This window comes from Streptomyces sp. NPDC055506 (genome assembly GCF_053643595.1).
Map to the genome: position 1 here is coordinate 1 of NZ_JBSHKH010000247.1, position 4,322 is coordinate 4,322.

Consider the following 4,322-nt stretch of genomic DNA (forward strand, 5'->3'; position numbering starts at 1 on the left):
CGGCCGCCGGGCGCGGACCGTCCGTTACGGCCGGCCACCGCGTGGCGACCGGCGCGTACCCGGCGTAGCGTCTTGGGTGAGAGCGGTGATCGGTCCGCTCCCCGAAGCGACGGCCGCCGTCTGGAACCCTTCCGTGCGCCGGTACGACGGCCGTCCCGGACTCGTCACGCGGTGCGCGCCGTGCCCGTGCCCTTCTCCGCGTCCAGCGCGTACACACAGCGGTCCTTGCTGCACGCATACACCACCCCGTCGCGGACGACCGGGGAGCCGGTGATCTCGCCGCCGGTGGCGAGCTTCCAGCGCAGCCGGCCGTCGTCGGCCTTGAGGGTGTAGAGGAGATGGTCGGTGGAGCCGAAGTGGATGCGGCCCTCGGCCACCGAGGGGGCGCCCACGATGTCGCCGCCCGCCTGGAAGCGCCACTTGGGCGTGCCGGTGACCGCGTCGAGGGTGTAGAGGCCCTTGCCGCTGCCCACATGGACATGCCCGGCGGCGACCAGGACGGGTTCGACGGAGGCGCGGGACTCGGTGGCGATGCGCCAGCGGTCGCGGCCGTCGGTGGCGTCGAGGGCGTAGACCGTGCCGAGGTAGTCGGCCAGGTAGACGCCGCCGCCGGTGACGGCAGGGCCGGGGACGAAGGTGGGCGGGGAGAGGAAGACCGCCGGGGCCTCGAAGTGCCACTTCACATGGCCGGCGGCCACGTCGAGGGCCATGACGCGGGTGCCGGCGCAGACGTACACGTAGCCGTCGGTCGCCGGGGTGACGCGGACCGGTACGCCGCCGCAGGAGGCGGCGTCGCCGATCGGGTACGACCAGCGCTCGTCGCCGGTGCGGGCGTCCAGGGCGCGCAGCCGGGCGTCCTGCCACACGTAGACCGTGCCGTCGTGCAGGGCGGGTCCGGCCTCGGGGGACTCGAAGTCGGTCTGGCAGCCGGTGATCTCCCAGAGCTTCTGGCCGCCCGAGGCCTCCCAGCCCTGGACACCGCCGCCCCGGGTTCCGGTGACGACGGTGCCGCGGCCGGCCTGGAGCGCGTAGACCCAGGCGTCCGTCTGCAGGCGCCACAGGTCGGCGCCCTCCCGGGCGTCCAGGGCGAACAGCGTGGGCCCGTCGGAGGCGTGGATACGGCCGTCGGCGACCGCCATGGACCAGGCGACGTCCCGGGTCTTGAAGCGGCGGCGGCCGGTGCCCACGTCCAGGGCGTGCACCTCGAAGGAGGTGACGTAGACGAGGTCGCCGTCGACGGAGGGGGTGCCCCAGACGTCGTTGGACATGCGGAAGCGCCAGGGCCGCCAGCCGCTCGCCTCGGGCGGCGCGACCGGGGCCGGGGGCGCGGCCACGGCGGGGCCGACGGCGGGGTCCGTGCCGTTGACGCCGGGGCGGGGCTTGGACCAGGAGGCGGCGAGGGCGGCTTCCGGAGGGGGTGCTTTGACGGCGGCGGCACGGACGTCGGCGACGCGCGGGCCCGGGCCGATGGGCACTTGGGCGCCGGCCAGCCGGACGGGGCCGGTGTCGGGGCCACCGCCGGCGGGAGCGGCCACGGAGGCGGCGACGGACGCGGGCGCCGGGACGACGGGGTCGTGCGAGGGCGGGGGCGGGATGGGCGCGGGGCCGGGTGCCGGGGCCGGGGCGGGGCGTCCGCCGCCGCTGCGGCCGGCGCCGGGGGCGGGCTTGCCGGCCGGGCGGCCGTTGCGGCGGGACTCGATCAGGCCCACGGCCCGCTCGGGCAGCCACGCGGAGGCGGTGCCGCTGTCGTCGGAGCCCGAGCCGAAGAGGTGGGGAGCGAGCTGGGCCTGGAGGTCGGCCGGGTTGGGGCGGCCCGTCGCCTCCATCTGCATACAGGACTCGATGAGCGGACGCAGCTCCTCCGGCAGGCCCTCCAGGTCCGGGCCCTCGCGCAGCAGCATGAAGACCGTCTCGACCGGGTTGGCGCCGTGGAAGGGCGGGTGTCCGGTGGCGGCGAAGACCAGCATGGAGCCGAGGGAGAAGACGTCGGACGCGCCCGTGACGCTGCGGGAGTCCTTGGCCTGCTCGGGCGACATGTAGGCGGGTGTGCCGACGGCGACATTCGTCATCGTCAAACGTGTGTTCGATACACCGGAGGCGATACCGAAGTCGATCACCCGGGGGCCGTCCTCGACGACGAGGACGTTGGAAGGCTTCAGGTCGCGGTGGACGAGCCCCGCGCCATGGATGGACTGGAGCGCCTCGGCCACGCCCGCCGCGAGCCAGCGCACCGCCTGGGCCGGGAGCGGCCCGCAGTCGTTCACTATCTCCTCGAGGGAGGGCGCGGGGACATAGGCGGTGGCCAGCCAGGGCACGGCGGCGCGCGGGTCGGCGTCCACGACCGCGGCCGTGTAGAAGCCGGAGACCGCGCGGGCCGCCTCCACCTCACGCGTGAAGCGGACCCGGAACAGCTGGTCCTCGGCCAGCTCCGTGCGGACGGTCTTGATCGCCACGCGCCGGCCCGATGCCGAGCGCGCGAGATAGACCAGCCCCATGCCGCCGGCACCCAGCCGTCCCAGCACCTCGAACGGCCCGATCCGCCGCGGATCGTGCTGCGTCAGCTGATCCACCACTCTGCCTGCCACCTCCCCGTACGAGCCGCGCCAAGCCACATGTTCCACGCGACCCCGTGCAGCGTCTCACCACCGCACCGCCATGGCGGCACGCACCCCGATTCTTCCTGGCCGGAGCCGTGGTGGCGAACCCGGCGACGAATAGGGTGTCTCCGTACACACAGGGGCAAAAGATGACCATAGGGCGTCCGGTCAGCCGCCTGGTCAGCGGCGCAGCAGCGCGAAGGACGCCCCCTGATCGTCCGTGACGACGGCCACCGTGCCGTACGAGGTCTCGAACGGCGGGACCTGGACGCGGCCCCCGAGCCGGGTGACGTCCTCCAGCGCGGCCGGTACGTCCTCGACGGCGAAGTGGACGAGGAAGTGGGGCGGCATCTCGGCCGGGAAACGGTCGGTGACGGGGGCTCGGCCGAAGTCGGGCTCGGCGTCGGGCCCGAACAGGGACTCCTGGAAGAGATCGCCGTAGAAGTCGTTGGCCGCCTCGGTGTCCCGCGTGTACAGCTCGGCCCAGGCGAAGGTGCCCGGCTCGTGCCGCACGCCGAAGCCGGGGTGCTCGTCCGGCTGCCACAGGGCGAAGACGGCCCCCTCCGGGTCGGTGACCAGGGCGGTGACGCCCAGGTCACCGGCCGGGACCGGCGCCGAGACGACCTGCCCGCCGGCCGACCGGATGCGCCTCACCAGCGCCGCGGCGTCCGGGGTCGCGAAGTACACGGTCCAGACGGTGGGCAGCCGGCCGTCCACCTTGCGGACCAGGGCGGCCACGGGTTCGCCGTCCTTCAGCGCCTCGGTGAAGGAGCCGAACCACTCGTCCTCGAAGGTCCACCCGAAAAGTTCACCGTAGAACCGCTTGCCCGCCTCGACGTCGCGAAGCTGCGCGTCGACCCAGCAGGGGACGCCCTCTGCGTACACCGATGCCCTGTTTTCGGCCATGCGGCCAACGTAACCGCGACGGCCGCAGCCCGCAGACCAGGCACACCAGCCTCCGCGCTCCCTCACACCCCATTTGCAGTCGGCCGAATCGCGCCTCGATCCCGCCTCGGTAAGCTGACGTCATGACAGGACAAGTGCGTACCGTCGACGGCCGTGTGGCCGGCCGGCGTGGGCAGGCGACCCGGCAGAAGCTGCTCGACTGCCTCAGCGAGATGCTCAGCTCCTCCCCGTACCGGGATGTCAAAGTCATCGATGTCGCCCGGAAGGCGGGCACTTCGCCCGCGACCTTCTACCAGTACTTCCCGGACGTCGAGGGCGCCGTCCTGGAGATCGCCGAGCAAATGGCGACCGAGGGCGCCGCGTTGACCGAGCTCCTTCAGGGCCGCTCCTGGGCCGGCAAGGCCGGCTGGCAGACGGCGCAGGAACTCGTCGACGGGTTCCTGGAGTTCTGGCGCAAGAACGACGCGATCCTCCGGGTCGTCGATCTCGGCGCCGCCGAGGGCGACAAGCGCTTCTACAAACTCCGTATGAAGATCCTCAACTCGGTGAACAACTCCCTCGCGGACGCCGTCGCCGAGCTCCAGGCCAAGGGCAGGGTCGACAAGGACGTCAACCCGGCGGCCGTCGCGGGCTCGCTGGTCGCGATGCTCGCGGCCGTGGCCTCGCACCAGAAGGGCTTCACCTCCTGGGGTGTGAAGCAGGCCGAACTGAAGCCGAACCTCGCGCTGTTGGTGCACCTGGGCGTCACCGGCAGAAAGCCGACGAAGTAGCCGCCCGGCGCCCGTGCGCTTCGGCTCTTTCCCTTCCCAAGTCCTGTCT

Annotated in this window: 3 protein-coding genes; 1 reads left to right on the forward strand and 2 read right to left on the reverse strand. The window is 73.0% G+C overall.

The genetic code is table 11. The features are described 5' to 3' along the window. Positions 1 to 164: 164 nt before the first annotated feature. Positions 165 to 2,573: an outer membrane protein assembly factor BamB family protein gene (locus ACWIF2_RS40105; protein ID WP_454366571.1), complete on the reverse strand. Its 2,409-nt coding sequence runs from the start codon at positions 2,571 to 2,573 to the stop codon at positions 165 to 167. 204 nt (positions 2,574 to 2,777) lie between these two features. Next, positions 2,778 to 3,503, reverse strand: coding sequence for a VOC family protein (locus ACWIF2_RS40110; RefSeq protein WP_454366573.1), 726 nt, complete (start codon positions 3,501 to 3,503; stop codon positions 2,778 to 2,780). Between the two features lie 122 nt (positions 3,504 to 3,625). Here ACWIF2_RS40110 and ACWIF2_RS40115 point away from each other — a divergent pair, with 122 nt between their 5' ends. Then, positions 3,626 to 4,273 carry a TetR family transcriptional regulator gene (locus ACWIF2_RS40115; RefSeq protein ID WP_376390461.1) on the forward strand — a complete coding sequence of 216 codons (648 nt, stop codon included), beginning with the start codon at positions 3,626 to 3,628 and terminating at the stop codon, positions 4,271 to 4,273. The last annotated feature ends 49 nt before the right edge of the window (positions 4,274 to 4,322 follow it).

Coding starts and splice junctions, on each gene's coding strand:
- ACWIF2_RS40110 (WP_454366573.1), bottom strand. CDS start 3,503: ATGGCCGAAAACAGGGCATCGGTGTACGCAGAGGGCGTCCCCTGCTGG.
- ACWIF2_RS40115 (WP_376390461.1), top strand. CDS start 3,626: ATGACAGGACAAGTGCGTACCGTCGACGGCCGTGTGGCCGGCCGGCGT.